Origin of the sequence: Plesiomonas sp. ZOR0011 (assembly GCF_000800945.1) — a bacterium.
In the GTDB taxonomy this organism is placed as follows: Bacteria; Pseudomonadota; Gammaproteobacteria; order Enterobacterales; family CAMTGL01; genus Plesiomonas; species Plesiomonas shigelloides.
Map to the genome: position 1 here is coordinate 20,725 of NZ_JRKB01000046.1, position 21,957 is coordinate 42,681.

Sequence of the window (21,957 nt, forward strand, 5' to 3'; positions counted from 1 at the left end):
TGTGGCGCAAGACATCCCACTTCAAACAAAAAGCCCCGTCTAGACGGGGCTTTTTTCAGTCTCGCAAAAGCGGGATTACTCGCCTTTGTTCGCCGCTTGAACGTACAGCATTTCCAGCGCCAGAGTAGCAGCAGCCAGAGAAGTCATCTCAGCGTGGTCGTACGCTGGGGAAACTTCTACTACGTCCATACCCACGATGTTCAGACCTTGCAGGCCACGAACAATCTTCAGAGCGCGGTCAGAAGTGATACCACCGATAACTGGAGTACCAGTACCTGGTGCGTGTGCTGGATCCAGACAGTCGATATCGAAAGTCAGGTATACCGGCATATCGCCCACGATGGATTTGATCTGAGCCACAACATCTTCCACAGTGCGATCATTCACTTGTGGCGCATCCAGTACGGTGAAACCGTTGTCACGGTCATACTCGGTACGGATACCGATCTGTACGGATTTAGTTGGGTCGATCAGACCTTCTTTCGGCGCTGTGTAGAACATAGTGCCGTGGTCGAACTCTGCACCCCAAGCATAGGTATCAGTGTGCGCATCGAAGTGGATCAGCGCCATTTTACCGAAATGCTTCGCGTGAGCGCGCAGCAGTGGCAGAGTCACGAAGTGGTCACCACCGAAAGTCAGGCAACGCTTACCCGCGGCCAGCAGTTTCTCAGTGTGCGCCTGCAGGGTTTCGCTCATGTCACGGGCATCACCGAAGTTGAATACCACGTCACCACAGTCAACCACTTTCAGACGGTCACGGAAATCGAAGTTCCATGGGAAGCGGTTATGTTCCCACGCCAGATTGGTGGAAACTTGACGCATTGCACCTGCACCGTGGCGGGCACCCGCACGGCCAGAGGTTGCCATATCAAATGGAACACCAGTAATCACCCAATCGGCATCGCTGTCATATGGCATAAAGTTCAATGGCAGACGCAGGAAACCGAACGCGTTGGAAACCAGAGACATATCTGGTTTATTACCCAGGGTGCTCATAAATACCTCAACTTAAAAAGAACAGTGCGCCACGATCCCATCGCGGCTGGCAACCGTGGATTCTAATGGCAGGCAAGCCTGCCATCCAGCATTAAATTTCTTCTAAATATGTATAACCGTAAAGACCTGCTTCCAATTCCGTCAAGTAGGCTGCTTGCTCCTCTTCTGGCAAGCCAGACGCCGCCACTTGTTCGCGGTAACGGGTCAGTAAGGTTTCCGGCTCCAGACGCACGTATTCCAGCATGCCAGCCACGGTGTCACCGTCGCTGGAGGCGTACACTTCCACGTCACCGTTGTCGAAGACCTGCACATCCATGCTGGCGGTATCGCCAAACAGGTTGTGCATGTTGCCCAAAATTTCCTGATACGCGCCAACCATGAAAAAGCCCAGCAGCGGAGGATTTTCGGGATCGTACTCTGGCATCGGCATGGTGGTTTCCACCCCATCACCATCGATGTATTGATCGATGGCGCCATCGGAGTCACAGGTGATATCCAGCAGCACGGCGCGGCGAGTTGGCGCTTCGTTCAGGTGCTCCAAAGGCAGCACAGGGAACAGTTGATCAATCCCCCACGCATCAGGCATCGATTGGAACAGTGAGAAGTTGACGTACAGCTTGTCGGCCAAACGCTCTTGCAGCTCATCAATCACCGGACGGTGCGCACGATTATTCGGACTCAGCAGCTCGTTAATCTTGATGCACAGGGCCAAATGCAGCTGCTCGGCATAGGCACGCTGCGCCAGATTAAGAACGCCGACAGAATACTGGGTGTGCACGTCAGACAGGTCAAACTGGCTTTCGTGCAGCCACGCGCGCAAAGAGCGTTTATCGCGTGACTGGCACAGCTCCTGCCATGTTTCCCACATGCTGTGCAGCACGCGCGGCGCATCGGCTGCCGGCGGCAATGGCTCGCTCGGGTCATGACGCTCAATGCCAATCACGTTAGACACCAGCACCGCATGGTGCGCCGTAGTCGCACGGCCTGACTCAGTGATGATCAAAGGATGCGGCAAATTGTTCTGACGGCAGGCCTCACCGATGCCCCACACCACGGTGCTGGCATATTCGTTCAGACCGTAGTTCACCGAGCAATCGGATTGGGTACGGGTGCCCTCGTAATCCACGCCCAGACCGCCGCCGACATCGAAGCACTGGATGTTAACGCCCAGCTTATGCAGCTCAACATAAAACCGCGCACTCTCACGCACGCCGGTGGCCACATCGCGGATGTTGCCGAGCTGAGAGCCGAGGTGGAAGTGCAGCAACTGCAAGCTCTCAAGGCTACCGGCACTGCGCAGCATCTCGACCAATGTCAGCACTTGCTCTGCGGATAAACCAAACTTGGATTTCTCACCACCGGAGGACTGCCATTTGCCTGAGCCTTGCGACGCCAGACGCGCACGCACGCCCAGACGTGGGGTGACATTCAGCTTGCGCGCTTCTTCCAGCACCAACTGGATTTCCGACAGCTTCTCAATCACCAGATAGACTTTGTGACCCAGCTTTTCGCCAATCAGCGCAGTGCGCACGTATTCACGATCTTTATAGCCATTACACACAATCAGGCTACGAGTCAGACCGGCATGTCCCAGCACAGCCATCAATTCGGCTTTCGAGCCGGCTTCCAGCCCCAACGGCTCACCGGCATGCACCAGTGATTCAATCACGCGACGATGCTGGTTAACTTTAATCGGGTACACCAGCATGTAATTGTTTTCATAACCGAAATCTTTGCGCGCACGTTTGAACGCCGCGTTAATCGAACGCAGGCGGTGTTGCAAAATTTGCGGGAAGCAGAACAGGGTCGGCATCTGCTGACCTTCGCTTTGCAGCTGGCGCACCAAATCGGCCAGATCAACGCGCGCTTCCGGGCGCTCAGGATTCGGGCACACCGTAATGTGACCTAGTTCATTCACATCAAAATAGCCACCGCCCCAGTGAGCGACGTTATAAGTACGGAGCGCTTTACCTGCGGTACGGCTAGACATCGTATTTTCCTCATTTTGATGTGGGGCAACATAACTGCCGGTGGCAACCGGGCGTTCAACCAAAATATCTGTCATTGCGGTATTCCTGATCATGGCATGACAGTGGGACGGCATCCAGCGTGGCTGATGATAAGTTAACCAACACTGGGACGGTTCGGGGCAGTTTCCCCGTCAATTACCTCAACACCATGCATTGCTGCGCGAACACTGATACAGCGAACTTGCACACAGGGCAGATGATGACTAATCCGGTGCCCGTGATGCGGTGCAAGTACCGTACTGAGCCGGTGAAGACTGAGTAGGCCTATTCGCGCAGACTATTAGCAAATCAATACAAGGTGTTAAACGTAAGTGAAGCAAAACTCAGTACGCCGACATTCAGATATCTGGCGGTCAGACATCAGAAAGCGAGTAGCAATGAGCTCAAATACGACTGGCGCTGGGCATCGGCCTCGATAACAGCCTAAGAGCACAGCGGGACATAACAGGAGAATGAACGGTGCGCGCACGGGACGCGAAAGGACGGATGTGGCCGTTGTGGCCGGAAAACAGAGAAAAAGACATGTTACAGGTTCTCCATCTCCCCTTGGATGCATCTGAATCTCAGGTCCCAAGGGTTAAAAACCACCTCTTGCTTACGCATTTGGTTAATGAAAATAAAAGGGGTTTTGCCAACCTGGGATTCAGCAAGGCCAACAGCGCCGTCATGCATCAGTGACATGGCGAGTGACATGACTGATGGACACGCTAGGCAGGCCGGGCTACTCCGTCCGGATGCGCGGCGAGTTATACCGGTAATTGTAACAAAATGCAAAGCTGAATTTTGCTGAAAATGCCACCGCAATCACAAGAAACGATTTGCAAAAAAATTTGCTGGCAATAGCAAGGGCGGGAAATTAGAATAGCCGTCCAGATGTGGATACATCCACAAGCAATCGGTTTGTGGATATATCTACAAAGTAGATTTTTATTTGATTGATTTTCGGAGCTTGGCATCCCATGACAAGACACCTGTTCACTTCAGAATCCGTTTCTGAAGGGCATCCTGATAAAATTGCTGACCAGATTTCCGACGCCGTACTGGACGCCATTCTGAAGCAAGATCCTAAAGCACGCGTGGCTTGTGAAACCTACGTGAAGACCGGTATGGTGCTGGTTGGTGGCGAAATCACCACCACCGCCTGGGTCGATATCGAAGAGCTGGCGCGTAAGACCGTCTGCGACATCGGTTACACCAGTTCACAAATGGGCTTTGACGCCAACTCTTGTGCGGTACTGAGCGCGATCGGTAAGCAATCTCCAGATATCAACCAAGGTGTTGACCGTAAAGATCCTCTGGAGCAAGGTGCAGGCGACCAAGGTCTGATGTTTGGTTACGCGACCAACGAAACTGACGTGCTGATGCCAGCCCCAATCACTTATGCACACCGTCTGATGGAGCGCCAAGCACAAGTACGTAAAGACGGCACGCTGCCGTGGCTGCGTCCAGATGCGAAGAGCCAGGTGACCTTCAAGTACGAAGATCACAAGATTGTCGGTATCGATGCCGTCGTGCTGTCTACTCAGCACAGCGAGTCTATCGGTCACAAAGAGCTGCAAGAAGCGGTGATGGAAACCATCATCAAGCCAGTGCTGCCAACCGAGTGGCTGTCCAAAGAGACCAAGTACTTCATCAACCCAACTGGCCGTTTCGTTATCGGTGGTCCTATGGGTGACTGCGGTCTGACCGGTCGTAAGATCATCGTAGATACTTACGGTGGTGCGGCGCGTCATGGTGGTGGTGCCTTCTCGGGTAAAGACCCATCAAAAGTTGACCGCTCTGCAGCCTATGCGGCGCGTTATGTGGCGAAAAACATCGTTGCGGCCGGTCTGGCAGATCGCTGTGAGATCCAAGTGTCTTACGCCATCGGTGTCGCTGAGCCAACCTCTATCATGGTGGAAACCTTCGGTACCGCCAAAGTTGAGCAAGAGCTGCTGAACTCACTGGTACGTGAATTCTTCGATCTGCGTCCTTACGGCCTGATCAAGATGCTGGATCTGATCCAGCCAATCTATCAGAAGACTGCAGCCTACGGTCACTTTGGCCGTGAAGAGTTCCCGTGGGAAGCCACTGACAAAGCAGCGGCTCTGCGTGAAGCAGCAGGTCTGAAATAAGACTTCGGTCAGTCAGCCGCCACGCGGGTAATCTGCACAAAAAAACCGGGCTCAGCCCGGTTTTTTTATGTCTTTTTTATATCCTTTTGGCCGTCTTGTTATCGTTAAGCGCCTATTTGGCTCCCTGTGTTACGGTTTGCACTGGCTGCCGGCTTTGGTCACAATGCCTCGCTTATCCCCCAACTCTTTATTGGAATTAACACGCCGTACTGACTTATGCCTAGCCCTCGACTGCCTACCGCCTTACAACAAGAAGTCATGCAGTGCCTACGCCAGTATCTGGCCATGGCCGCTGACTACTTTGACAGCCCTTTTCCTGAGCCGCGAGTCAGCTATCGCCAGCGTGGGGTGAGCGCCGGCAGCGCGCATCTGCAGCTCGGTGAAATTCGCCTCAATCCGGTTTTGCTGCAAGAAAACGGCAGTGCCTTTATCCAAGAAGTGATCCCCCATGAATTGGCGCATTTGCTGGCCTATTGGCTCTGTTGTCAGCCGATTTCACCGGCACTTAGCGCGCAGTTACCAGCCGCGTGGCGCAAGCGGCGTAGCCGTATTGCCCCGCATGGCGCCGAATGGTGCTGGCTGATGGAAACGGTGCTGGGTCGTCCGGCACGGCGCACTCACCGCTTTGATGTCAGCAACGTGCGTGGACGCACGGTGGCCTATCAGTGTGCCTGTCAGCAGCACGCACTCAGTATTCGCCGACATAATCGAGTGCTGCGCGGTGAAAGCCGCTATCTGTGCCGTCAGTGTCAGCAGGAGCTAAAACCGCTCGCACTAGCCGCAACAACGACTACCGAGGGAAAGACAGAGGGAAATGCCAGCTAAGAGCGTTCTGGCATTCATTACACAAAGTTTCTATTTCAGGTCTGGTCAATTACACTAATCAGTATGTTTGAACCACTGATTTCAACCACTATGTCTTTTTCTTTTGCTCGCCGCTCCGCCATCTGGCTGCTGTTACCGACCCTATTAGCGCCAGCCCTGCCGGCCTTGGCCGCGGCGCCACAAAACTTTTCCCAAGCGAAAGCCGCTGGGGTAAAAATCGTGAAACAAAATCCAGTGACCTTTTACTGCGCCGCGCCCATTCGATTTGAAGGCAAAAAAATGGTGCCGGATCTGGATGCGATTGGCTATCAAGTACGTAAAAACGCTAACCGAGCCAACCGCATTGAGTGGGAGCACGTGGTACCAGCGTGGGAATTTGGTCATCAGTTGCAGTGCTGGCAACAAGGTGGACGCAAAGCCTGTGGTGAAGATGGCCGTTTCCGCAAAATGGAGTCTGACCTGCACAATTTGCAACCGGCCATCGGTGAGGTCAATGGCGATCGCAGCAACTTCCAATATTCACAGTGGAATGGCAGCGAAGGCCAATATGGTAACTGTGAGATGAAGGTCGACTTTAAAGGCAAACGTGCCGAGCCACCAGCACGCGCGCGCGGTGCCATTGCCCGTACCTACTTCTACATGCGGGATAATTACGATTTGCGTCTGTCACGCCAACAAACTCAACTGTTTACCGCTTGGGACAAAACCTATCCGGTGACCGCGTGGGAATGTAAGCGCGATGGGCTGGTCGCCGGTATTCAAGGCAACCATAACCCGTATGTGCAGCAAGCCTGTGCGAAAGTCGGTCTGAAAGACTGACGTTTGCGTATTGCTGGTCACAACACCGATAAAAAACGGGAGCCTAGGCTCCCGTTTTTGTACTTGCGAACATTAAACGCTGCGATGTCAGCCTGCACGTATCGCTTAGCATCCTAGCGATATGCGTTTACTAGCGATGTGACGTGACCGACTCGGTACGTTTGCTGTAGCTCCACTGCTGACAGGTGGCCATCAGCAGCGGCAATTGCGCCAGCTTAGCCTGCCAATTGGCCTGTTTGTTTTTCGGCAAACGGCCATACAGCGCCAGAATGATATCGGTGCGCCGCTCCATCTGCGCCGCCTTACGCGTCATATCGGTCTGATACGGCTGCAACATCCAGTGCCGCCATTCACGCTGCCACACCGCAAAGTGATTCTTCAGGCGTTGCTCGGTATCATCCGGCAGCAAGATATGCTGCGCCACCGGAAATAACAGCCCCACCCCTAAACACGCCCAGCACATCACGAAAAAGCGCTGCACATACAGCTCACTGGGGATGTAGTTGCTTGAGCCGGAGTTAATCATCACTGACATCAGCGAGCCGACCACCGCCAAGGTGCGGTTAGAGCCGTGCAGTAACCACGCCAACGGCAAGTACACCGCCACCAGCATGATGATCAGCGCATCATCGGAGCCCAACTGCGGCAAGACAAACACGAAGATCGGAAACAGCACTAGGCTACCGATGAACAGCGGCAACATGAACAAGCGGGTCGGAACTTTCTCGGCATACTGCGACATCAACAGCGACACCGTGGCCAGCAGCACCACCAGATTGCCGCCCGGCCAGCCGGTGTAATGCCAAATCTGCAAGCTCGCCGCGCACACGCCGCCAATCACCAGTGCGCTCAGCAGCGGTGAGTCCGTACCGGCCTGAAACAGTCGATTTTGCCACTGCCAACGCAACATGCTTTTCGAGCAGCTATGTCCGGCCTGCAACTGCTGGGCGTCTTGCTGCATCAACGACAATAACGAGCCACTGCGCAGTGCCGACGGCGGCGCTGGTAATACCGCGCCCTCACTCAAGGAAGCGATCAGCGCGCGCACCCATTCCAGCTCGGCCGGCTCCGGCTGCGGGCATTTGACGCGCCATGCATACAGATGCCGCGCCAGCAGCTCAACGCCGTACAGACTGCCGATCGCTTTTCGCTGCGGATCGTGCAACACATGGTAGTCACCGTAGTTACGCGACAGACGAAAGCGCAGCATACGCAGCTGTCCAAGCAAGCCAAAAAAGTGGCCCGGCAATGCCTCGGGGCTCGCATCCAACCAGCCTTGTAACGAGCGCAATAGCGCTTGTTGCTGCTCCTGATGGCTACGCCCCACCTCCAGCGGCCACAAGATATGCAGCACATAGATGGTCGTTGCACCGATAAACACACAGCCGATACGATCGACCATCACGCTGAACGATCCCATTGGGTTCAAAATGCCGTAGCACAGCATCACCAGCAGCCCCACCAACACCCAGCGCCAGAAATCTTGCCAAGCAAAGTGGGTCAAGCTGGCATAGGCCAGCACAAATGCGCTCAGGCCACACAGGACAATCAACTGCTCTGGGCGCTGCACAAAGTGCCAGATCAGGAAAAAGCCCCACAGCACGCCGAGCACGGTGCCGGCAATCCGCTGCCACCAGCGCATCTGCGCTTCGCCGACCGTACCGGCCTCGACCATCAACACGCTGGTCGGTGCCCACAGCGGGTTGTGCATCCCCAGCCCCATGGCAAGAAACAGGCTGAGGATAATGGCCACCGTCAGGCGCAACGAGCGCCAAAAACGTAACCGATTCATGGCTTACTGTGCCTGCAAGTTAACAGTAGCGGTCAGCCCGGGCAGGATTTCCATGTCTGCAGGACGCTGATCGAGCAGGATTTTCACCGGAATATTCTGTGCCAAACGTACCCAGTCGAACACTTTCGGTAAGTTCGGGATCAGGCTGCTACCGCTGCCCATATCCTGTGGGTCAAGCGCACGGCCAATACTATCCACATGGCCGCGCAAGACTCGGTTCTGGTACGCCATCAGCGTAACCTGTGCCGGCATGCCGGCGCGGATATTGCCCAAATCGGTTTCTGAGAACGCCCCTTCCACCCACATATGCTCCGCATCCACTTGCGCGATCACCGGCTTGCCCACTTGGGCAAAATCACCACTGTGGATATTTACCGATGACACATAACCATCGGCCACCGCGTACAAACTGGTTCTATCCAGATCTAACTGCGCTTTTTCCAGCGCCACTCTGGCAGCGCGCAGCAAGGTGTTATTGGCTCCCGCACTGCCAAGCTGCGCATGCGCTTGTGCCAGCTTGCTCTGCGCCGCTTGCACATCCGAACGCGCCACATTCACATCGCGCTGCGCTTGATCATAAGTGCTTTGCGATAAGGTTTTTTGCTGCCATAAACGCTGCACCCGCGACATCTCTTTGACCGCATACTCATAGCGCGTTTGCGCGGCGGTGACATTGGCTTGCGCACTCTTAACCGCTTCTTCTAATTGGCTGACTTGTTGCTGGGCACTGGCCAGATCCACGGTGGCTTTATCCACCGCTAACTGGTACGGACGCGGATCAATGCGCAGTAACAATTGCCCTTTTTTCACCGGTTGGTTATCGCTAACCGCCACGTCCACAATAGCGCCGCTCACTTGTGGCGCCAGGGCAATAATATTGGCCCGTACCACCGCATGCCGGGTTTGCGGCGAACGTTGGTGATATTTAAACGCCCCAGCAATCACCAGCAGTGCGGCGAACATAACTCCAAGGGATAACAGTACCTTACGGCGACGAGGATCGACTGACATATTCTTCTTAAACTTATCGTTAATTATACTTTTAGTGATACATCAGGCTTAACAGCGCCAATACACCACAACCGCTGACCCACACCACTAAACGTGGATGCCATAATTTGGCTAGCCAGCCACGCCGGGCGGTAAACCGCAACACCAGCGAGACGAAGATAAACGCCAGTAACCCCAGCACCACCAGACGCGGGATGTAGACATCAAACAGCACTACATCTTGCGACAAAAACGTACTCATGCTTGCTCATTGACTCCGCTTAACTCTCGTTCTATACCGAGTTGTACTCGACGCAGCTGTGCCACCACCGCACTGAACTGCGTGGTTTCAAATTCCGTTAACCCTCGGTCAACCCGCTGTAGGTATAACGGCAATTCTCGGCGCATAAATTCGGCACCTGCCGGTGTCAGCTGTACATACACCGAACGCCGATCCTCAGGATTAATCCGGCGCGCCACCATGCCTTGCTGTTCCAGAATATCGAGCTGCTTACTGATAGAAGCTCGCGCCACCCCCAGAGCCTCAGCCAGAACACTCGGTAATAACGACTGCTCTGGGCTGACAAACAACATACGCAAAATATAAAAACGACCTACCTGCAAGCCGGATAATTCCGCTATCTGCAACAAGCCACAGCGCAACTTATCGATCTCTTCAAAAAAATCGATCGAAAGGCGAATACGCTCCAAATCCAAGTCCGGTAAATGCTGTTCGCAATAGGCCAAAGTCAGCCGGTGCTGGGTAGACATACTGTAATCTCCGAAATTCTACTCTTGAAATCCTTTGAAGTTGATCACAATTGTAATTAGCTAGCTAACTAATTACCAGCCAAATTACCGTCTATTCGAAAACCCGATGCAAAGCAGCAGGAACTATTCAGGCATGGTAAGATGTTATGCATTAAAACTTTTTCAATGACGACACTGACCTATGCGCATTCCTCGTATTTATCACCCTGAACCACTGACTGTTGGCCAGCTGGTAACCCTGAGTGACGATGCGGCCAACCACGTGGGCCGGGTATTACGCATGACCGCGGACGATGAACTGGATCTGTTTGATGGCAGTAACCAAGTTTTTCGGGCGCGGATCACTGAAAGCAGCAAACGTCAGGTGACGGCCACCGTCACCGAAGCGAGCGAAGACAACCGTGAATCACCGCTGCGCATCCATTTAGGGCAAGTGATTTCCCGTGGCGATAAGATGGAGTTCACCATTCAAAAATCGGTCGAACTCGGCGTCACCGAAATCACCCCGCTGATTTCAGAGCGTTGTGGGGTTCGCCTCGATGCTGAGCGGATGGAGAAAAAAATCCAGCAGTGGCAAAAAATTGCAGTGGCCGCTTGTGAGCAGTGCGGACGCAACGCCGTGCCAGTGATCCGCCCGGCGATGAAGCTGGAAAACTGGTGCGCCGAAAACGATGGCAGCCTGAAGCTGAACCTGCATCCACGCGCGCGCTACAGCATCAATACACTGCCAACACTGCCGCCAGAAGGCGTGCGCCTGTTGATTGGTCCGGAAGGCGGTCTATCGGCAGAAGAAATTGCGATGACTGAGCAGTATGCCTTTACTGAAATTCTGCTCGGTCCACGGGTCTTGCGCACCGAAACCGCCGCATTGACCGCGATCACCGCATTACAAGTTCGCTTCGGCGATCTGGGTTAAGGAGTTCTTATGATCAAGTTGGGTATCGTGATGGATCCGATTGCATCCATCAACATCAAGAAAGATTCCAGTTTTGCCATGTTGCAAGAAGCGCAAAAGCGCGGCTATGAACTGCACTATATGGAAATGGCAGACCTGTATCTGGATAGCGGTGAAGCTAAGGCCCGTACACGCCTGCTGAGCGTGCATGATGACAAGCAGCACTGGTTCAGCTTCGCAAGCGAGCAGCATATGCCACTGGCCGATCTGGACGTGATCCTGATGCGTAAAGATCCGCCGTTTGATACCGAATACATCTACGCGACTTACATTCTGGAGCGCGCCGAGGAAGCCGGTACGCTAATCGTCAACAAGCCGCAAAGCCTGCGTGACTGTAACGAAAAGCTGTTTACCGCGTGGTTCTCCGATCTGACGCCAACCACACTGGTGACCCGTAGCGCCGAGCGTATCCGCGCGTTCCACCAGCAGCATGGCGATATCATCCTCAAGCCGCTCGACGGCATGGGTGGCACCTCGATTTTCCGCATCAAAGCCGGCGATCCAAACCTGTCAGTGATCATCGAAACCCTGACCGGTTATCAGCAGCATTTTTGTATGGCGCAGACCTTTATTCCGGCCATTACCGAAGGCGATAAACGCATTTTGGTGGTCGACGGTGAGCCGGTGCCATACTGCTTGGCGCGTATTCCGCAAAAAGGCGAAACCCGAGGTAACTTGGCCGCCGGTGGCCGCGGTGAAGCACGCCCACTGAGCGAATCGGATTGGGCGATTGCTCGCGCCGTAGCGCCAGTGCTTAAGCAAAAAGGGCTGATTTTTGTCGGACTGGATGTGATTGGCGATAAGCTGACTGAAATCAACGTCACTAGCCCAACCTGCATCCGCGAAATCGAAGCTGCGTTCCCAGTCTCGATCACCGGTATGCTGATGGATGCCATCGAAAGCCGTTTAGGTAAACGCGCCTAAACTTACTCAGCCGGCTTAACCGGCTGGCCGGATAGGGGAAAATCGCCGCGCGATGCTTTTCTTCTCTTATCCGGCGCTATACTGCCATCAGATCTCCCGCCAGCGGGCGTGACGACAGCCCCACAAGGCTGGCATACTTGTCCACCTCGCTCCGCGGCCTTACGGCAGCGGTCCTGATTTTCGTGACTTTCAACCTGGTGATTCCGACCTACCATGAACTTGCAAAACCATTTCCTCGTGGCCATGCCGGGCATGCAGGATCCGTTCTTTAAACGTTCGGTGGTGTATATCTGTGAACACACCGCGACTGACGGTGCTATGGGCATCACCCTGACTCGTCCGTCGGAAATGACGCTGGAAGAGATGCTGGCGCAGATAGAGATCACGCCAGAGCCGCGCGATCCGGCTATTCGCCTGAACCGTCCGGTGTTGGCCGGAGGCCCGATCGCCAACGATCGCGGCTTTGTGCTGCACACCCCTAGCGATCAATTTGGCGCGAGCTTGCAGCTGACTTCCGACGTGATGATCACCACGTCGCGCGATATTTTAGAAACCCTCGGCACGCCTAATCAGCCTAAGCAAGTCTTGGTCGCGCTGGGGTATGCCGGCTGGGAAAAAGATCAGCTGGAAGAAGAGATCAAGGCCAACGCGTGGCTGACAGTGGAAGCCGATCCGGACATTTTGTTTAACACCCCGATCAATGAGCGTTGGCAAGCCGCCGCGCGCAAGCTGGGCATCGATATCCGCCAGATAGCGCCACATGCTGGCCATGCTTAATTTTGTCTACGTGAGCCTGTATCTATGAGTCGAACCATGATGGCCTTTGATTTCGGCACCAAAAGTATCGGTGTCGCCATCGGGCAAGAAATTACCGCCACCGCGCGTCCTATCGCCTCGCTCAAAGCGCGCGATGGGATCCCAGACTGGGAGCAACTGCAAAAGCTGCTCAACGAGTGGAAACCGGATCTGGTGGTGGTTGGCCTGCCGCTGAATATGGACGGCACCGAGCAACCGGTCACCGCCTGTGCGCGCAAATTTGCCAATCGTCTGCAAGGGCGCTTCGGGCAAAAGGTCGTGCTGCACGATGAGCGCCTGTCTACCGTAGAAGCCCGTTCGCATCTGTTTGCCAGCGGTGGTTTCCGTGCGCTGGACAAAGGCCGCGTCGATGCGGCTTCCGCCTGCGTGATTCTGGAAAGTTGGTTCGAGCAGAATTTGGGGTAATGAGGATTGAGGAGGATCAGACCTCCTCATCAAACCCACTTTCAAACAGCGCCACTACTGCGGCCATCGCCTCTTTTTCTTGTGGCCCGTCGACCTGCACGCTGATCTGCCCGCCTTGCGCGGATTCCAGCATCAACATGGCAATAATACTGTTGGCCTCCGCTTCGGTGCCCGCAGAGTTACGCAGTACAACCCGCGCATCAAACTTTTGAACCAGCTCAAACAGCATCATGGCCGGGCGCGCATGCATGCCCAGCTTGTTTCTGACCTCAACCGAGGTTTGCAACGTCATAGCCACTCCTACTTCGCCCACCAATAGGCCATAAAGACAACACGCCCCGCTTTGGCCAGCAAAACGGGGCGCAGTCATGTCACAGACATCATCAGCCGGTAACGATACACAGCATCTCAGCACAGTGCTTACAGCGCGCATGTGCGTCTTGGCTTTATCTTAGCGCAGGGCAAGCTCACTGGCGAGATGCACAGTCATACCGCCAGCAAGCCCCACCGCACTCAACATCCTTTGGCATTAGCTTAAATCCACCGTCACATCATCGAAGGTGTTCGGTGAGAACGGCTCATCCCCGCTACTGCGGATCCGCAAACGCAAATCGTTAGCTGACTCCGCATAGTGCAGCGCATCGGTATAGCTAATCAGCCCGCGCCGATACAAGCCATACAGCGATTGGTCAAAGGTGCACATGCCAATCTCGCTGTTACTGGCCATCACATCGCGCAGCTCGTACAACTGATTTTTACGCAGCAAATCGGTCACACGCGGCGTATTAATCAAAATCTCGTGCACCAGCAAACGGCGCCCTGGGGTGATCCCCGGCACCAGCTGCTGCCCGATAATGGCGCGCAAGTTGTTGGATAAATCAAACAAGAAAGCTTCGCGACTGCCTTCAGGGATCATGTGTACCATTCGCTCCAGCGCTTGGCTGGCGTTATTGGCGTGCAAGGTGGCGATACACAGATGACCGGTTTCGGAAAAGCCAATCGCATGTTGCAGCGTGTCACGGGTGCGGATCTCACCGACCTGAATCACATCCGGTGCTTGGCGCAGCGCGTTACGCAAGGCTACCTCGTAGCTTTCGGTATCCATGCCCACTTCACGCTGAGTGATCAAACAACGCTTATGCGGATGGATAAATTCAATTGGGTCTTCCACCGTCAGAATATGCGAATGGTCAAACTCGTTGCGATAGCCGAGCATTGCTGCCAGCGTGGTGGTTTTCCCGCTGCCGGTAGCGCCGACCACCAAAATCAAGCCTTTGCGCGTCATCGCCAGCTCACCGGTTAACATCGGTAAGCCCAGCTCTTCAATGGTCGGAATATCGGTACGAATATGACGGATCACCATGCCCGGCAATTCACGCTGCCAAAAACCGGAGACCCGAAAACGGGCAAACGGACGCACCAGCGCCATGTTGCCCTCTTTTTGCTGACAAAACTGTAAGAAGCGCTCGGCGCCCATCGCCTGCGCCACCAGCTCGGTGACCGTTTCAATCGACAGCGCCTCACCTAGTGGGTGCAGCTCATGATTGATGCGCAGCTGCGCGGGCACATCGACCGAAACATACAGATCCGACGCCTGCTGGCGCAGCATCTCCTGCAATAACTCATCCAGCGAAACCATAGCCCATCGCTCCTGCACCGGTGCCACCCGCGGTATTGCCGTTTTGGATCCCGCCATCCATCAACGAGTTCATCTTGCGCTGCGCCTCTTCGTAGCTGACCACGCCCTGACTGGTCAGCACATTCAGCGCCTGCTCCAACGTCTGCATACCTTGACGCGAGCTGGTCTGCAAAATCGAATAGATCTGGTGAATTTTATCTTCGCGGATCAAGTTACGAATAGCTGGCGTTCCCAGCATGATCTCGTGCGCCGCCACACGTCCGCCGCCTTCTTTACGCAGCAATACCTGCGAGATAACCGCTTTGAGCGATTCAGACAGCATCGAGCGCACCATGTCTTTTTCCGCGCCGGGGAACACATCCACAATACGGTCGATGGTTTTGGCCGCCGAGCTGGTGTGCAAGGTGCCAAACACCAAGTGGCCGGTTTCGGCGGCAGTCAGTGCCAGACGAATGGTTTCCAGATCGCGCAGCTCACCCACCAAAATCACATCCGGGTCTTCACGCAGCGCCGAGCGCAGTGCATTATTAAAACTGTGGGTATGCCGATGCACCTCACGCTGGTTAATCAGGCACTTGTTACTGGTGTGGATAAATTCTATCGGATCTTCAATGGTCAGAATGTGGTGATGCATGTGCTGATTGACATAATTGAGCATCGCCGCCAAGGTGGTCGACTTCCCCGAGCCGGTCGGGCCGGTCACCAATACCAATCCACGCGGCTGCATGGCAATATTCCGAAACACTTCCGGTGCGTTTAACTGCTCCAGTGTTGGTATATCTGTAGGTATGGTACGCAGTGCCGCCGAAATTCCCCGTTGCTGCTGATAAGCATTAACCCGGAAACGGCCAACCCCGTTCAGTTCGAACGAAAAGTCCAGTTCCATCTCAGTTTCAAAGTCACGGCGCTGAACATCGTTCATAATGTCATACACCAGACGGCGCACTTCACGGCCATCCAGGACCGGCATATTGACCCGACGCACTTCTCCGTCGACGCGGATCAGCGGTGGGTTACCGGCAGATAGGTGCAGATCCGAGGCATTATGTTTTACACTAAAAGCCAACAGTTCTGTTATGTCCATTTAAGTCCCTTAAAACAACGACATGCAAAGTATTAAAGAGAACCTACACGCGATTAAGCAACAAATCGCCGACGCCGCTGCAAAATGCGAGCGAGCTCCTGAATCCGTTACACTGCTGGCGGTGAGCAAAACCAAACCTGTGACTGCGGTTCAGGAAGCCATCGAGGCCGGTCAACGCGCCTTTGGTGAAAACTATGTGCAAGAAGGGGTGGATAAAATCCAGCATTTTGCCACTACGCCGTATGCTGCCGAGCTGGAATGGCACTTTATTGGCCCACTGCAAAGCAACAAAAGCCGACTGGTTGCCGAGCACTTTGATTGGATGCACACGGTCGATCGCTTGAAGATCGCCCAGCGTCTCAATGAACAGCGCCCAGCGGATAAAGCGCCGCTGAACGTACTGATTCAGGTCAAAGTCAGCAGCGAAGAGAGCAAATCCGGTATTGATGCCAGCGAAGTGCTCGCCTTGGCCGATCAGATTGCCAACTTACCGCAGCTGCGTTTGCGCGGATTGATGACCATTCCCCAAGAAAGTCACGATTACGCAACCCAATATGCGGACTTTGCCAAGCTGACCGCGGTATTTGAGCTGCTCAAGCAAACCCATCCAGAAATTGATACCCTATCCATGGGGATGACCGGTGACATGAGCGCCGCAATAGCCGCCGGCAGCACCATGGTGCGCATCGGTACCGCCATTTTTGGCGCGCGCGATTACGGTCAGCACTGAGTTTCGCATTGCGTTGACTCACGGCTAGTACAAGCCACTGACGACGCGTTCAGGTTATGGAGCGACAACAAAAGAGATGAATATGGAGCAGCGTAAAATTACCTTTATCGGTGCCGGTAACATGGCGCAAGCGATCATCGCCGGTTTGTTGCGTGCAGGCTATCCTGCGCCACTGATCTGCGCCACTAACCGCACGGCAGAAACCCGCCATGCGCTGGCCGATCGCTTCGGGATCCAGACCTCCGCCGATAACCTGAGCGCCGCCGCCGAAGCTGATGTCATCGTGCTCGGTGTTAAACCGCAAAATATGGCTGACACTCTGGCGCCGCTGGCGCAACTGAATTGGCACGGCAAACTGGTGATCTCTCTGGCCGCCGGCATTTCCGTGGCGCGGTTGCAGCAATTGCTGTCTGGCGCACCACAGATTATTCGCGTAATGCCCAATACCCCAGCACTGCTGGGCGAAGGCATGAGCGGGCTGTTTGCCGCGCCAGCGGTGAATCAAGCCGATCGCCAATTTGCCGATACCCTGCTCAGTGCAGTTGGCAAAACCTGCTGGCTCGCGGCGGAAAGTGACATTAATGGCGTGATCGCCGCCTCAGGCAGTGCGCCGGCCTATTTCTTCTTGTTTATGGAAGCGATGCAAGCCGAAGCGCAGCGCCAAGGTTTTAGCGCCGATACCGCGCGTGCGCTGGTGCAGCAAGCCGCGCTCGGCGCCGCGCGCATGGTGGTGGAAAACCCGCACACCTCATTGCCAGAGCTGCGTGCTCAGGTTACTTCCAAAGGCGGTACCACGGCCGAAGCTATCCGTGTGTTCAATGAGGAACATTTGCCAGAAATGGTTGCCAAAGCCATGCAAGCCGCGGTACAACGCGCACAGGAAATGGAAAAACTGTTTTAATCCTTTTATTTAACCGCAAGGCGTCATAATGCAATCACTGACTTTTTTGCTGAGTACTGTTATCGACCTGTATGTCTTCGTCCTGCTGTTGCGGGTATGGATGCAGGCTGCCCGTGCCGATTTTTACAACCCGTTCTCTCAGTTCGTGGTTAAAGCCACACAGCCGGTGGTTGCGCCGCTCCGTCGTCTGATCCCAGGCTTTGGCGGCTGGGATATTGCCACCATTTTGCTGGTGCTGGTGATCCAAATTATCAAATTCCCACTGCTGGCGATGGTACAAACCGGCGCAGCATTTTGGAGCTTGGGTTATATTCTGTTAGGCGTGCTGGCAACCTTGAAAGCCGCCGGTAAGATGATCTTCTGGGTACTGCTGATCCGCGCTCTGCTGAGCTGGGTGAGCCAAGGCCGCAGCCCGATGGACTATGTGCTGTATCAGCTGACTGAACCGATGCTGGCACCACTGCGCCGTATTCTGCCACCGATGGGCGGCTTGGATCTGTCCGTAATGCTGCTGTCTATCATCCTGATTGCCCTGAACTATTTGGGCGCGGATCTATTCGGCTTCATGTGGATGCAGCTGTGAGTCAGGACAACATGGCCGTTAGCCGTACCGAAGAGGCGCTGTTATTGCGCCTCTACATCCAACCCAAAGCCAGCCGCGATCAAATCGTTGGCCTGCATGGGGATGAGCTGAAAGTGGCGATCACCGCGCCACCGGTAGACGGACAAGCCAACGCGCATTTGACCAAGTTTCTGGCCAAACAGTTTCGCGTCGCCAAGGGCAATGTCTGCATCGAAAAAGGTGAGCTCGGACGGCACAAATATGTGCGCATCGAGCATCCGCAACAAATCCCCGAAACCGTGCAAGCCCTGCTAAACTAGCAACACCACGGATCATCGCTATCACCGTATGCTCTGCGGTGGTCATTCTCGGTTTCAAGGAGGAAACCATGCTTGCGTCTACCCACCATTACGCTCATGCCTTGCTACGCCGTATTGCCCAGACTTGGCCATCAGTATCCCTGCGCGGTCTCGTCACGCTGTTGCTCGGCAGTGTATTGCTGCTCAGTACGCCAGCGCGCGCCGAACAATTACAGACCCTCGGTAATCTGGAAATCCACTACAGCGTTTTCCCGTCCACCATGCTAACGCCTGAGATAGCCAGCCGTAATGGCCTGACACGCAGTAACTACCGCGCCATACTGACCGTAACCGCACTGGATGCCAGCGTGGCCGGTAAACCGGCGGTAGATATCAACCTCAGCGGCCAAGCGCAAAACCTGATCGGTAACACTCGCCAACTGAGCTTTAAAGCGGTACAAGAAGGCAGCGCCCGTTATTACTTAGCGGAAGTGCCTATCGTTAATGAAGAAACCTATCGCTTTACCTTAGATATTCAGTCCAAAACCGCCTCGGGCACCGTGCGTTTTCAGCAGACGTTTTATACTGACTAAGCGTGTTTGAATAACCTTAGCGGCATAACCTTGGCAGAATAAACCCCATTCCCCATACGCGCCGGTCGTGCCCCGCGCAGGCGCGTATTTCATCCTCAACGTTTGGCTTCAATACGCGCGCCACTGGCACCCAGCAGCCAAGCGCGCTACCATCTCGCCCACTGAAACTGATTTGATACAGGCGGATGACGTGATGCAAAAAGCACAACAAAAAGTGGTTTTAGCCACCGGCAATAAAGGCAAAGTGCGTGAGATGGCAGACTTGCTGGCCGCGTTTGGACTGGACGTAGTCGCACAAAGCGAATTTGGGATCGACTCCGCCGAAGAAACCGGCCTGACCTTTATCGAAAACGCGATCCTCAAAGCTCGTCATGCCAGCCGCCTGACCGGTTTGCCAGCCATCGCGGATGACTCCGGTCTGTCGGTGGACTGCCTCGGCGGCGCACCGGGCCTGTATTCCGCGCGCTATGCCGGAGAAAACGCCAGCGATGAAGAGAACCTGCAAAAGCTGCTGACTGCGATGCAAGACATTCCCGATGCTGAGCGCCGCGCCCGTTTTCACTGCGTGCTGGTATACTTACGCCATGCCGAAGATCCAACGCCGATCGTTTGTCACGGCCAATGGGAAGGAATGATCACCCGCGCCCCAGCTGGACAAGGCGGCTTTGGATACGATCCGATTTTCTTCGTGCCGGAACTGGGTTGCACCTCAGCTGAGCTGACCGCCGAGCACAAAAAGGCTGTCTCGCACCGCGCACAAGCACTGAAAAAATTACAGGACGCCATGACGCATGCTTGAGTTACCTCCGCTCAGTTTGTACATCCATATTCCGTGGTGCGTGCAAAAATGCCCGTACTGCGATTTTAACTCGCATGCACTCAAGCAAGGGCTGCCCGAGCAAGAGTATATCGGCCATCTGCTGAATGACTTGGAAGCTGACCTGCCGCTGACCAGTGGTCGCGAGATCAGCACCATCTTCATCGGTGGCGGTACACCGAGCCTGTTCTCCGCCGAAGGGATGCAACAACTGCTCGATGGCGTGCGGGCGCGTATTGCGGTCGCCGCCGATGCGGAGATCACCATGGAGGCCAATCCCGGCACCGTGGAGGCCGACCGCTTCACCGGCTATCAACAAGCCGGTATCAACCGCATCTCAATTGGCGTGCAGAGCTTTGCCGCCGACAAACTGCAGCGGTTAGGGCGTATTCACGGGCCGCAAGAAGCGGTGCGCGCCGCCGAGTTAGCCACCGGTTTGGGTCTGCGCAGCTTCAATTTGGATCTGATGCACGGCCTGCCGGAGCAAAGCCTAGAAGAAGCGCTGGCCGATTTACGCCAAGCCATTGCCCTCGCCCCGCCACATCTGTCGTGGTATCAACTGACTATCGAGCCGAACACCTTGTTTAACTCGCGCCCGCCAGTGCTGCCAGATGAAGATATGTTGTGGCTGATCTTCTCCGAAGGGCACAAACTGCTGACCGAAGCGGGTTATGAGCAGTACGAAATCTCAGCCTATGCGCGCCCAGGTTACCAATGCCAACATAACCTCAACTACTGGCGTTTTGGCGATTATCTGGGGATTGGCTGCGGCGCACACGGCAAGCTGAGCTTTACCGATGGCCGCATTCTGCGCACAGTGAAAACCCGCCATCCGAAGGGCTATTTGCAAGGGCGTTATACTGATAATCACAGCGAAGTGGCGTTGGACGACCGGCCATTCGAGTTCTTTATGAACCGTTTTCGGTTGCTAGAGCCAGCTCCGCGCGCCGATTTCCCGCGCTTTACCGGCTTAAGCGAAGAGAGTATTCGTCCGGCCATCGAGCAAGCGCTGCGCGCCGGTTATATCGAAGAAACCGCCACGCATTGGCAGCTGACGGAGCACGGCAAATTGTTCCTCAACTCCTTGCTAGAGCTATTCATCACGCTCGATACATAAGAGAAAAGAGAAAATAGAAAAGACAAAGCCCGGAGCCTCCCCGCACGGCGAGACTCCGAGCTTTTTCAAATGATGCAATCGTGGCTAATTCAGAGCGACGGCACCCGACGCCAGCGGCTATTGAGCTCCGGTAACTTCTCCAGCCCTTGGCCAGACAAAGATAACAGTAACGGCCAGCCTAACACCGCCACCGCCACCAGCGGGCTCCACTGCCAGCAATACATCGCCCCGACCATCGCCGGCAACGCAAACCAGCGCGGCAAAAACACAATCAGCGCAATGGCCGCCACATATGAAACACTCCAGCCGCCCAACAAATCGCCAATCGCATACACCGACACCAACGCCAGCACTGCATTAATCGCCAGATACACCATCGCCATGCCCAGACTCCTTTCCGTTCATTACGCCGACATCGACGCCACCAATAACCATGTTATCTATATGGCTTTAATTGAATCGTGTCAGCTAAAAGCCGTAAACACAAGCAAAGCCGCCCGATTACAGCCAAGCGACAGTCTAAAATGTGACCAAAAACAGAAATACAGAGAGGTAGCCGACCGTTACGTCAGCACACGGGAACCACGCTACACACCAAGAGAGCATGCAGAAGAAAGCGCTAAAAAGGATAAAAAGAGAGACAAAAGGAAAAGGAAAAGGAAAAGGAAAAACAGTAGCGCAGGAAATCTCCTCGGCAATTCCACGGCAGCAGCAGCCAACATTTGGCCGCCACCACCGGTAAGCTATCACAGATTAGCGATATGCGATGGGAAGATTA

The 21,957-nt window shown here is 54.7% G+C and carries 25 protein-coding genes; 15 read left to right on the plus strand and 10 right to left on the minus strand.

Annotated elements, in window-relative coordinates; all coding sequences use genetic code 11:
• Nucleotides 1-75: 75 nt before the first annotated feature.
• Both speB and speA read right to left on the minus strand, forming a co-directional pair.
• A complete protein-coding gene (gene speB, locus L975_RS08660) occupies nt 76-996 on the minus strand; it encodes an agmatinase (RefSeq protein ID WP_010864538.1) in 921 nt (306 codons plus the stop codon).
• Between the two features lie 91 nt (nt 997-1,087).
• Nucleotides 1,088-2,986 (minus strand): biosynthetic arginine decarboxylase, encoded by a 1,899-nt coding sequence (speA, locus tag L975_RS08665; RefSeq protein WP_081995649.1) that lies wholly within the window; start codon nt 2,984-2,986, stop codon nt 1,088-1,090.
• A gap of 999 nt (nt 2,987-3,985) precedes the next feature.
• Here speA and metK point away from each other — a divergent pair.
• The 3 genes from metK to endA all read left to right on the plus strand — a co-directional run bounded on the left by metK (nt 3,986) and on the right by endA (nt 6,784).
• Entirely contained in the window at nt 3,986-5,140 is a 1,155-nt protein-coding gene (gene metK / locus L975_RS08670) for a methionine adenosyltransferase (protein WP_010864540.1), read from the plus strand.
• Between the two features lie 216 nt (nt 5,141-5,356).
• On the plus strand, nt 5,357-5,965 hold the full coding sequence (locus L975_RS08675) for a SprT family zinc-dependent metalloprotease (protein WP_052181357.1): 609 nt from the start codon (nt 5,357-5,359) through the stop codon (nt 5,963-5,965).
• Nucleotides 5,966-6,055: 90 nt separating this feature from the next.
• The gene (endA, locus tag L975_RS08680; RefSeq protein WP_047708181.1) at nt 6,056-6,784 is read left to right on the plus strand and encodes a deoxyribonuclease I; all 729 of its coding nucleotides are present in this window, start codon (nt 6,056-6,058) and stop codon (nt 6,782-6,784) included.
• Nucleotides 6,785-6,914: 130 nt separating this feature from the next.
• Here endA and L975_RS08685 read toward each other — a convergent pair whose 3' ends face one another.
• The 4 genes from L975_RS08685 to L975_RS17245 are packed head-to-tail and all read right to left on the minus strand — an operon-like array spanning nt 6,915 to nt 10,337.
• On the minus strand, nt 6,915-8,576 hold the full coding sequence (locus tag L975_RS08685) for an FUSC family protein (protein ID WP_047708156.1): 1,662 nt from the start codon (nt 8,574-8,576) through the stop codon (nt 6,915-6,917).
• A gap of 3 nt (nt 8,577-8,579) precedes the next feature.
• A complete protein-coding gene (locus L975_RS08690; protein WP_036769981.1) occupies nt 8,580-9,587 on the minus strand; it encodes an HlyD family secretion protein in 1,008 nt (335 codons plus the stop codon).
• A 31-nt stretch (nt 9,588-9,618) separates the two neighbouring features.
• On the minus strand, nt 9,619-9,828 hold the full coding sequence (locus tag L975_RS08695) for a DUF1656 domain-containing protein (protein ID WP_010864545.1): 210 nt from the start codon (nt 9,826-9,828) through the stop codon (nt 9,619-9,621).
• A complete protein-coding gene (locus L975_RS17245) occupies nt 9,825-10,337 on the minus strand; it encodes a MarR family winged helix-turn-helix transcriptional regulator (protein WP_010864546.1) in 513 nt (170 codons plus the stop codon). The genes L975_RS08695 and L975_RS17245 overlap by 4 nt, the downstream gene beginning before the upstream one ends.
• 181 nt (nt 10,338-10,518) lie before the next feature.
• On the opposite strand from L975_RS17245, the gene rsmE reads away from it, so the two are divergent.
• From rsmE to ruvX, 4 genes are all read left to right on the plus strand, one after another.
• On the plus strand, nt 10,519-11,253 hold the full coding sequence (gene rsmE, locus L975_RS08705) for a 16S rRNA (uracil(1498)-N(3))-methyltransferase (protein WP_010864547.1): 735 nt from the start codon (nt 10,519-10,521) through the stop codon (nt 11,251-11,253).
• Nucleotides 11,254-11,262: 9 nt separating this feature from the next.
• On the plus strand, nt 11,263-12,216 hold the full coding sequence (gshB, locus tag L975_RS08710; RefSeq protein WP_047708158.1) for a glutathione synthase: 954 nt from the start codon (nt 11,263-11,265) through the stop codon (nt 12,214-12,216).
• A gap of 213 nt (nt 12,217-12,429) precedes the next feature.
• Nucleotides 12,430-12,993 (plus strand): YqgE/AlgH family protein, encoded by a 564-nt coding sequence (locus L975_RS08715; protein WP_010864550.1) that lies wholly within the window; start codon nt 12,430-12,432, stop codon nt 12,991-12,993.
• A gap of 24 nt (nt 12,994-13,017) precedes the next feature.
• The gene (gene ruvX / locus L975_RS08720) at nt 13,018-13,437 is read left to right on the plus strand and encodes a Holliday junction resolvase RuvX (RefSeq protein WP_010864551.1); all 420 of its coding nucleotides are present in this window, start codon (nt 13,018-13,020) and stop codon (nt 13,435-13,437) included.
• 16 nt (nt 13,438-13,453) lie between these two features.
• Here the strand turns inward: ruvX and npr are convergent, their stop codons facing one another.
• From npr to L975_RS08735, 3 genes are all read right to left on the minus strand, one after another.
• Nucleotides 13,454-13,729, minus strand: coding sequence for a PTS phosphocarrier protein NPr (npr, locus tag L975_RS08725; RefSeq protein ID WP_047708160.1), 276 nt, complete (start codon nt 13,727-13,729; stop codon nt 13,454-13,456).
• Nucleotides 13,730-13,966: 237 nt separating this feature from the next.
• The gene (locus L975_RS08730; protein WP_010864553.1) at nt 13,967-15,076 is read right to left on the minus strand and encodes a PilT/PilU family type 4a pilus ATPase; all 1,110 of its coding nucleotides are present in this window, start codon (nt 15,074-15,076) and stop codon (nt 13,967-13,969) included.
• Complete coding sequence (locus tag L975_RS08735; RefSeq protein ID WP_010864554.1) at nt 15,060-16,160, minus strand: type IV pilus twitching motility protein PilT; 1,101 nt, start codon at nt 16,158-16,160, stop codon at nt 15,060-15,062. The genes L975_RS08730 and L975_RS08735 overlap by 17 nt, the downstream gene beginning before the upstream one ends.
• A gap of 22 nt (nt 16,161-16,182) precedes the next feature.
• On the opposite strand from L975_RS08735, the gene L975_RS08740 reads away from it, so the two are divergent.
• From L975_RS08740 to hemW, 7 genes are all read left to right on the plus strand, one after another.
• Nucleotides 16,183-16,890, plus strand: coding sequence for a YggS family pyridoxal phosphate-dependent enzyme (locus L975_RS08740; protein WP_047708161.1), 708 nt, complete (start codon nt 16,183-16,185; stop codon nt 16,888-16,890).
• 82 nt (nt 16,891-16,972) lie between these two features.
• A complete protein-coding gene (gene proC / locus L975_RS08745; protein WP_047708163.1) occupies nt 16,973-17,791 on the plus strand; it encodes a pyrroline-5-carboxylate reductase in 819 nt (272 codons plus the stop codon).
• A gap of 28 nt (nt 17,792-17,819) precedes the next feature.
• Nucleotides 17,820-18,374 carry a YggT family protein gene (locus tag L975_RS08750; RefSeq protein WP_010864557.1) on the plus strand — a complete coding sequence of 185 codons (555 nt, stop codon included), beginning with the start codon at nt 17,820-17,822 and terminating at the stop codon, nt 18,372-18,374.
• A gap of 11 nt (nt 18,375-18,385) precedes the next feature.
• On the plus strand, nt 18,386-18,673 hold the full coding sequence (gene yggU / locus L975_RS08755; protein WP_047708165.1) for a DUF167 family protein YggU: 288 nt from the start codon (nt 18,386-18,388) through the stop codon (nt 18,671-18,673).
• A gap of 68 nt (nt 18,674-18,741) precedes the next feature.
• Nucleotides 18,742-19,245, plus strand: coding sequence for a DUF4426 domain-containing protein (locus L975_RS08760; protein ID WP_081995647.1), 504 nt, complete (start codon nt 18,742-18,744; stop codon nt 19,243-19,245).
• 193 nt (nt 19,246-19,438) lie between these two features.
• Nucleotides 19,439-20,044 (plus strand): XTP/dITP diphosphatase, encoded by a 606-nt coding sequence (locus L975_RS08765; protein ID WP_047708167.1) that lies wholly within the window; start codon nt 19,439-19,441, stop codon nt 20,042-20,044.
• On the plus strand, nt 20,037-21,179 hold the full coding sequence (hemW, locus tag L975_RS08770) for a radical SAM family heme chaperone HemW (protein WP_047708168.1): 1,143 nt from the start codon (nt 20,037-20,039) through the stop codon (nt 21,177-21,179). The genes L975_RS08765 and hemW overlap by 8 nt, the downstream gene beginning before the upstream one ends.
• 89 nt (nt 21,180-21,268) lie before the next feature.
• Here hemW and L975_RS08775 read toward each other — a convergent pair whose 3' ends face one another.
• Nucleotides 21,269-21,562: a hypothetical protein gene (locus L975_RS08775; RefSeq protein WP_047708169.1), complete on the minus strand. Its 294-nt coding sequence runs from the start codon at nt 21,560-21,562 to the stop codon at nt 21,269-21,271.
• Between the two features lie 221 nt (nt 21,563-21,783).
• Between L975_RS08775 and L975_RS18120 the strand changes: the two genes are divergently transcribed.
• Nucleotides 21,784-21,921, plus strand: a complete 138-nt coding sequence (locus L975_RS18120) for a hypothetical protein (RefSeq protein WP_156121145.1) — start codon at nt 21,784-21,786, stop codon at nt 21,919-21,921.
• Nucleotides 21,922-21,957: the final 36 nt, after the last annotated feature.

Bases quoted from the DNA above. Each gene is read 5' to 3' on its own strand.
- speB (WP_010864538.1), bottom strand. From the start codon at position 996: ATGAGCACCCTGGGTAATAAACCAGATATGTCTCTGGTTTCCAACGCG.
- speA (WP_081995649.1), bottom strand. From the start codon at position 2,986: ATGTCTAGCCGTACCGCAGGTAAAGCGCTCCGTACTTATAACGTCGCT.
- metK (WP_010864540.1), top strand. From the start codon at position 3,986: ATGACAAGACACCTGTTCACTTCAGAATCCGTTTCTGAAGGGCATCCT.
- L975_RS08675 (WP_052181357.1), top strand. From the start codon at position 5,357: ATGCCTAGCCCTCGACTGCCTACCGCCTTACAACAAGAAGTCATGCAG.
- endA (WP_047708181.1), top strand. From the start codon at position 6,056: ATGTCTTTTTCTTTTGCTCGCCGCTCCGCCATCTGGCTGCTGTTACCG.
- L975_RS08685 (WP_047708156.1), bottom strand. From the start codon at position 8,576: ATGAATCGGTTACGTTTTTGGCGCTCGTTGCGCCTGACGGTGGCCATT.
- L975_RS08690 (WP_036769981.1), bottom strand. From the start codon at position 9,587: ATGTCAGTCGATCCTCGTCGCCGTAAGGTACTGTTATCCCTTGGAGTT.
- L975_RS08695 (WP_010864545.1), bottom strand. From the start codon at position 9,828: ATGAGTACGTTTTTGTCGCAAGATGTAGTGCTGTTTGATGTCTACATC.
- L975_RS17245 (WP_010864546.1), bottom strand. From the start codon at position 10,337: ATGTCTACCCAGCACCGGCTGACTTTGGCCTATTGCGAACAGCATTTA.
- rsmE (WP_010864547.1), top strand. From the start codon at position 10,519: ATGCGCATTCCTCGTATTTATCACCCTGAACCACTGACTGTTGGCCAG.
- gshB (WP_047708158.1), top strand. From the start codon at position 11,263: ATGATCAAGTTGGGTATCGTGATGGATCCGATTGCATCCATCAACATC.
- L975_RS08715 (WP_010864550.1), top strand. From the start codon at position 12,430: ATGAACTTGCAAAACCATTTCCTCGTGGCCATGCCGGGCATGCAGGAT.
- ruvX (WP_010864551.1), top strand. From the start codon at position 13,018: ATGAGTCGAACCATGATGGCCTTTGATTTCGGCACCAAAAGTATCGGT.
- npr (WP_047708160.1), bottom strand. From the start codon at position 13,729: ATGACGTTGCAAACCTCGGTTGAGGTCAGAAACAAGCTGGGCATGCAT.
- L975_RS08730 (WP_010864553.1), bottom strand. From the start codon at position 15,076: ATGGTTTCGCTGGATGAGTTATTGCAGGAGATGCTGCGCCAGCAGGCG.
- L975_RS08735 (WP_010864554.1), bottom strand. From the start codon at position 16,160: ATGGACATAACAGAACTGTTGGCTTTTAGTGTAAAACATAATGCCTCG.
- L975_RS08740 (WP_047708161.1), top strand. From the start codon at position 16,183: ATGCAAAGTATTAAAGAGAACCTACACGCGATTAAGCAACAAATCGCC.
- proC (WP_047708163.1), top strand. From the start codon at position 16,973: ATGGAGCAGCGTAAAATTACCTTTATCGGTGCCGGTAACATGGCGCAA.
- L975_RS08750 (WP_010864557.1), top strand. From the start codon at position 17,820: ATGCAATCACTGACTTTTTTGCTGAGTACTGTTATCGACCTGTATGTC.
- yggU (WP_047708165.1), top strand. From the start codon at position 18,386: ATGGCCGTTAGCCGTACCGAAGAGGCGCTGTTATTGCGCCTCTACATC.
- L975_RS08760 (WP_081995647.1), top strand. From the start codon at position 18,742: ATGCTTGCGTCTACCCACCATTACGCTCATGCCTTGCTACGCCGTATT.
- L975_RS08765 (WP_047708167.1), top strand. From the start codon at position 19,439: ATGCAAAAAGCACAACAAAAAGTGGTTTTAGCCACCGGCAATAAAGGC.
- hemW (WP_047708168.1), top strand. From the start codon at position 20,037: ATGCTTGAGTTACCTCCGCTCAGTTTGTACATCCATATTCCGTGGTGC.
- L975_RS08775 (WP_047708169.1), bottom strand. From the start codon at position 21,562: ATGGCGATGGTGTATCTGGCGATTAATGCAGTGCTGGCGTTGGTGTCG.
- L975_RS18120 (WP_156121145.1), top strand. From the start codon at position 21,784: ATGCAGAAGAAAGCGCTAAAAAGGATAAAAAGAGAGACAAAAGGAAAA.